At 70.8% G+C, this 4,403-nt stretch carries 6 protein-coding genes; 1 reads left to right on the top strand and 5 read right to left on the bottom strand.

The genetic code is table 11. The features are described from left to right. From JNW87_RS35330 to JNW87_RS35310, 5 genes are all read right to left on the bottom strand, one after another. On the bottom strand, positions 1-317 hold a 317-nt coding region (locus JNW87_RS35330), incomplete at its 3' end, for an antibiotic biosynthesis monooxygenase (RefSeq protein WP_238455191.1). Further along, the gene (locus JNW87_RS35325; protein WP_238455190.1) at positions 317-1,069 is read right to left on the bottom strand and encodes an SDR family NAD(P)-dependent oxidoreductase; all 753 of its coding nucleotides are present in this window, start codon (positions 1,067-1,069) and stop codon (positions 317-319) included. The genes JNW87_RS35325 and JNW87_RS35330, both read right to left, overlap by 1 nt. Before the next feature lie 51 nt (positions 1,070-1,120). Then, positions 1,121-1,591 carry an SRPBCC family protein gene (locus tag JNW87_RS35320; RefSeq protein WP_238455189.1) on the bottom strand — a complete coding sequence of 157 codons (471 nt, stop codon included), beginning with the start codon at positions 1,589-1,591 and terminating at the stop codon, positions 1,121-1,123. A gap of 1 nt (position 1,592) precedes the next feature. Continuing rightward, positions 1,593-1,850: an acyl carrier protein gene (locus tag JNW87_RS35315; RefSeq protein WP_238455188.1), complete on the bottom strand. Its 258-nt coding sequence runs from the start codon at positions 1,848-1,850 to the stop codon at positions 1,593-1,595. Positions 1,851-1,888: 38 nt separating this feature from the next. Then, a complete protein-coding gene (locus tag JNW87_RS35310) occupies positions 1,889-3,124 on the bottom strand; it encodes a ketosynthase chain-length factor (RefSeq protein WP_238455187.1) in 1,236 nt (411 codons plus the stop codon). A 396-nt stretch (positions 3,125-3,520) separates the two neighbouring features. On the opposite strand from JNW87_RS35310, the gene JNW87_RS35305 reads away from it, so the two are divergent. Then, positions 3,521-4,321, top strand: coding sequence for a transposase (locus tag JNW87_RS35305; protein ID WP_309234143.1), 801 nt, complete (start codon positions 3,521-3,523; stop codon positions 4,319-4,321). Positions 4,322-4,403: the final 82 nt, after the last annotated feature.

Here is a 4,403-nt window from a genome sequence, read left to right as displayed (position 1 = left end):
TTCCCGTGTTCCAGACGCTGGCCCGCACGATCATCGGCAACCTCATGCAGGAGGCCGTCTGGCGGTTGATCGATGGTTAGGAACCGCACCGGCAAGATCCGGTCGCTGTGCTCGAACTCGCGGAACCGGGGCTCGTCCACCCAGTCGCTGACGATCCAGTAGACGCCCTCCTCCTCGTCGCGGGAGAGCCACTGCCCCAGGTTCGCCGGGTGGCTGGTGACGGAGTCGCCGACCTCCAGCCAGACCCGCTCGAACTCCTCCTGCATGCCGGGCTTGATCTGCATCCGCAGCATCACCCGGAACGGTCCCTCGGCCATCAGGAGATCCCCCCGTCGACGTGCACGGTGGCGCCGGTGACGTACCGGGACAGGTCGCTGGCCAGCCAGAGCACCGCCCCGGCCACCTCGTCCGGCTCGCCGAGCCGGCCCAGCGCGGTCTTGTCCTGGTAGCGCTTCGTCAGCAGCTCGCGCTGCTGCGCCGGCATCGCGTCCATCGCCTCGGTACGGATGACCCCGAGGGCGAGCACGTTGAAGCGCAGCCCCTTCGCTCCGTACTCCTTCGCCAGCGAGCGGGTCAGGCCGCGCAGCGCCGCCTTGGTGGCCGTGTAGTGGGCCCGCAGCGGGATGCCCACCTCCGAGGACTTCGAGCCGATGCTCACCACCGAGCCGCCGGCCGTCATCATCGGGATGGCCGCCTGGGTGACCAGGTGCACCGCGGTCAGGTTGGTGTCGATCACCTGCTGCCACTGCGTCAAGGTGAGCTGCTCGTACGGCACGTGGCTGATCGCGCCGGCGTTGTTGACCACCAGGTCGAGCCGGCCGAACCGGCTGCGCGTCTCGGCCATCAGCGTGCCGACCTGCTCCGGGTCGGCCAGGTCGGCGCGGACCAGGTGGTGCTGGCCGCCGATCTCCTTGAGCTCGCGTTCCAGCGAGGTGACCGCCTCGCTCTCCTGCCGGTAGCAGGTGAGCACGTCGACACCGTGCCGGGCCAGGGCCAGGACGATGCCCCGGCCCACGCCCCGGGTGCCCCCGGTGATCAGGGCCTTCTTTCCGGCCAGTTCCAGATCCATCGTGGTTCCTCCATGTCGGTTCGCCGCGCCCGGTGCGCCCGGGCCGGGCGCTCAGCTGACCGGTACGCCCCGGCGGGCGGCGGCCTCGACCTTCTCCTTGATCAGCTGCTGCTGGACGGCGGTGTTGCGGTTGAGCCGCTCCTGCATCCCGGCGTCGTCGAGCGGGGCGCCGGGCTTCATCTCGAAGTCCTGCACCCAGCGCAGCCGCACCCCGCCCTCGACCGGCGTGTACTCCCAGAACAGCGACATGTACTTGAAGACTCCGGTCTCCACCCGGTGCGAGCGGACCGTCCAGGTCTGCCGGTCGGCCGCCCGGGCCGAGACCCAGGACCAGACCTTGCCGTTCTCGTCGGGGTGCAGGGCGAGCCGGAACAGCACCGAGCCGTCCGGCCGGCGGTCCAGCACAGTGGCCTCGGCGTACTCGCTGAACAGTCGCGGCCACGACTCGATGTCGTTGGTCAACTCCCAGACCAGTTCCAGCGGGGCGTCGATGACCACCGCGTTGTCGGTGTGCCCGGCCATCTCAGCCCACCGTCGCGAACTGCGCGTTGATGTAGTCGACGGTGCCGCGCGGGGTGGTCATCCGCTCCACCGCCTCGTCCGGGATCGGCACCCCGTAGCGCCGCTGCACGTGGCCGGCCAGCTCCAGCATGGCCAGTGAGTCGTAACCCAGGTCGGCCAGCGGCACGTCGGCGATGTCGCCGGACAGGTCGGTGGACTCGTCGACCCCGGCGATGCTGCCCAGCAGCTCGCGAAGGTCGTCCAGGGTGAAGCTCGTCATCGCTCTCGCTCCGTTCGTCGTGGATCGGTGGGTGACGGTCAAGGGCGGCGGGACGTCCCGACCACCATGGCGGCGGTGAAGCCGCCGTGGCCCCGGGCCAGCACCAGGGCCCGCCGCAGCGGCAGCTCCCGGGGCTCACCGAGGACCAGGTCCAGGTCCGGGTCCGGGCGGGTCACCCCGACGGTGGGCGGGACGACCCCGTCCCGGACCGCGAGCAGCGCGGTGGCGACGTCCAGCGGCGCGCCGCCGCCGTACAGCCGGCCGGTGAGGGTCTTCGGGGCGGTGACCGGCACCCCGCGTTGGCCGAACACCGCGGTGATCGCCGCGGACTCGGCCGCGTCCAGGTCCGGACTGCCGGCGGCGTCGGCGAAGACCACGTCGACGTCGTCCGGCGCCAGCCGCGCGTCGGCCAGCGCGGCGGTGACGGTCCGGCGCAGCGCCGGGGGCCGCCCGGAGCCGGGCGGCGGGTCGAAGCCGGCCGCGTAGCCGAGGATGCTGCCGTAGCCCTCGCCGGCCCCGCGCTCGCGGGCGTGCCGACCGTTCTCCACGATCAGGATGGCCCCGCCCTCGCCGGGCAGGTACCCGCTGGCCCCGGCGTCGAAGGGCAGGTACGCCCGGGTCGGGTCGTCCACCGTGGAGAGCCGGCCGGTGGCCAGCTGCGCGCTGAGGCCGTACGGGCAGAGCGACGCGTCGGTGCCGCCGCTGACCACCAGCCGGTAACCGGAGCGGGCCAGCCGGCGCGCCTGGCCGAGGGCGTCCAGCCCACCGGCCTGCTCCGCGCAGATCACCCCGCAGGGACCGCGCATGCCGTGTCGGATCGACACCTGACCGGTGGTCGCCGCGTAGAACCAGGCGATCGACTGGTACGCCCCGACCCAGGACGGGCCGTTGCGGTACAGCCGCTCCATCTCGTGCTGGCCGAACTCGGTGCCCCCGGAGGAGCTGGAGGTGACCACCGCCATCTCGTACTCCGGCAGCCCGGCCGGGTCGACGCCGGCGTCGCCCAGGGCGTCGTCGGCGGCGGCCAGGGCCAGGTGCGTCCAGTGGTCGGTCTGCGGGATCAACCGGCCGGGCACCCGCTCCCGCGCGGCGAAGCCGGGGACCTGCCCGGCGTACCGGACGGGGTAGCTCTCCGGGTCGAAGCGGGTGATCCTGCCGATCCCCGTCTTGCCGTCCAGCACCGACTGCCAGTGCGCGTGGATCCCGATGCCGGTCGGCGCGGTGACCCCGATGCCGGTGACGACCGCGCCGACGTCGGCGTCCGATTCGCTCATCAGCACCACCTTCCCGTTGTGTGGCCGCGGGCCTCTCCTCGGGCCGCTGCCAGTGCACCTGGGAGCTGTCCAATTCCTCTCAAGGCCGGCTCGACGCTCCGCGCCAACCGGAGCGCGGGCCGATCTTGATCGGTGCGCGGACGAACTACGGCCCCGATCCCCGTCGATGTCGGCGGGGATTGGCGGCCGTGCGGGGGCGGGCTGGATCCGCTATCAGAATGCGGGCGGGTACTCCCTTCAGGGGCAGGGGTGAAGGTTCGCGCGGGAGGACCCGGTCCGCGGGTGCTTTAGGCAGGCGGTTTGCTGCTCGATGCACCGACGCAGGAACCGGTTGGCCCGGTAGCAGTGGCGTGCCAGATCCTGGGACCCTTGACGCATTCAGCGCGAGACACGCGAATGTTCTTTAAGTCAGCCATGCATCGATGGCACGCTGTGGGGGTGGTGCTCCGTTACAACTACCGCGTATACCCGACCCCGGGCCAGCGCAGATCGCTGGCGAAGGCGTTTGGGTGCGCTCGGGTGGTCTTCAACGACGGGCTGCGCGCACGGCAGACGGCGCGGGAGAACAATCAGCCGTACGTGTCGGACGGGGATCTGTCCAAGCACATCATCACCCAGGCCAAGACCACAGCGGAGCGGGCGTGGCTGGGCGAGGTTTCATCGGTCGTCCTCCAGCAGGCCCTCGCTGATCTGAACGCGGCGTACCGCAACTTCTTCGCCTCGGTCACCGGGAAGCGCAAGGGACGCACTGTGGCGCCGCCCCGGTTCCGCTCACGAAAGGACAACCGGCAGGCGATCCGGTTTACCAAGAACTCCCGGTTCGCCGTGCTGGACAACGGCCGGCTCAGGTTGCCGAAGATCGGCGACCTGCCCGTGCGCTGGTCGCGCCGGCTTCCCTCGGACCCGTCATCCGTGACGATCATTAAGGATGCGGCGGGCCGGTACTTCGCCTCGTTCGTGGTGACCACGGCCGAGGACGAAACGTTGCCGCCGGTCGAGTCGGAGATTGGCATCGACCTGGGCCTGACCCACTTCGCCGTCCTGTCCGACGGCACGAAGGTCACGGCGCCGAAGTTCCTGCGCCGCGCCGCCCGCAAGCTCAGGCGGTTGCAGCAAACCCTTTCCCGGAAGATCAAGGGATCGAACAGGCGCCAAAAGGCCGTCGTGAAGGTCGCTCGTGGTACGTGTTCAGCCTGAGGTGAGTCGCTGATCGGGACCTGTTGTCCACTGTGGCTGGCGTGCTGGCATGATCTTCGGGTGTCGTCCGAGCCGCAGCGTC

Source organism: Micromonospora sp. ATA51, assembly GCF_016802855.1.
GTDB lineage: Bacteria > Actinomycetota > Actinomycetes > Mycobacteriales > Micromonosporaceae > Micromonospora > Micromonospora sicca.
The sequence above is the reverse complement of the archived record's forward strand: the minus strand, read 5'-3'. Positions and strand labels throughout refer to the sequence as shown.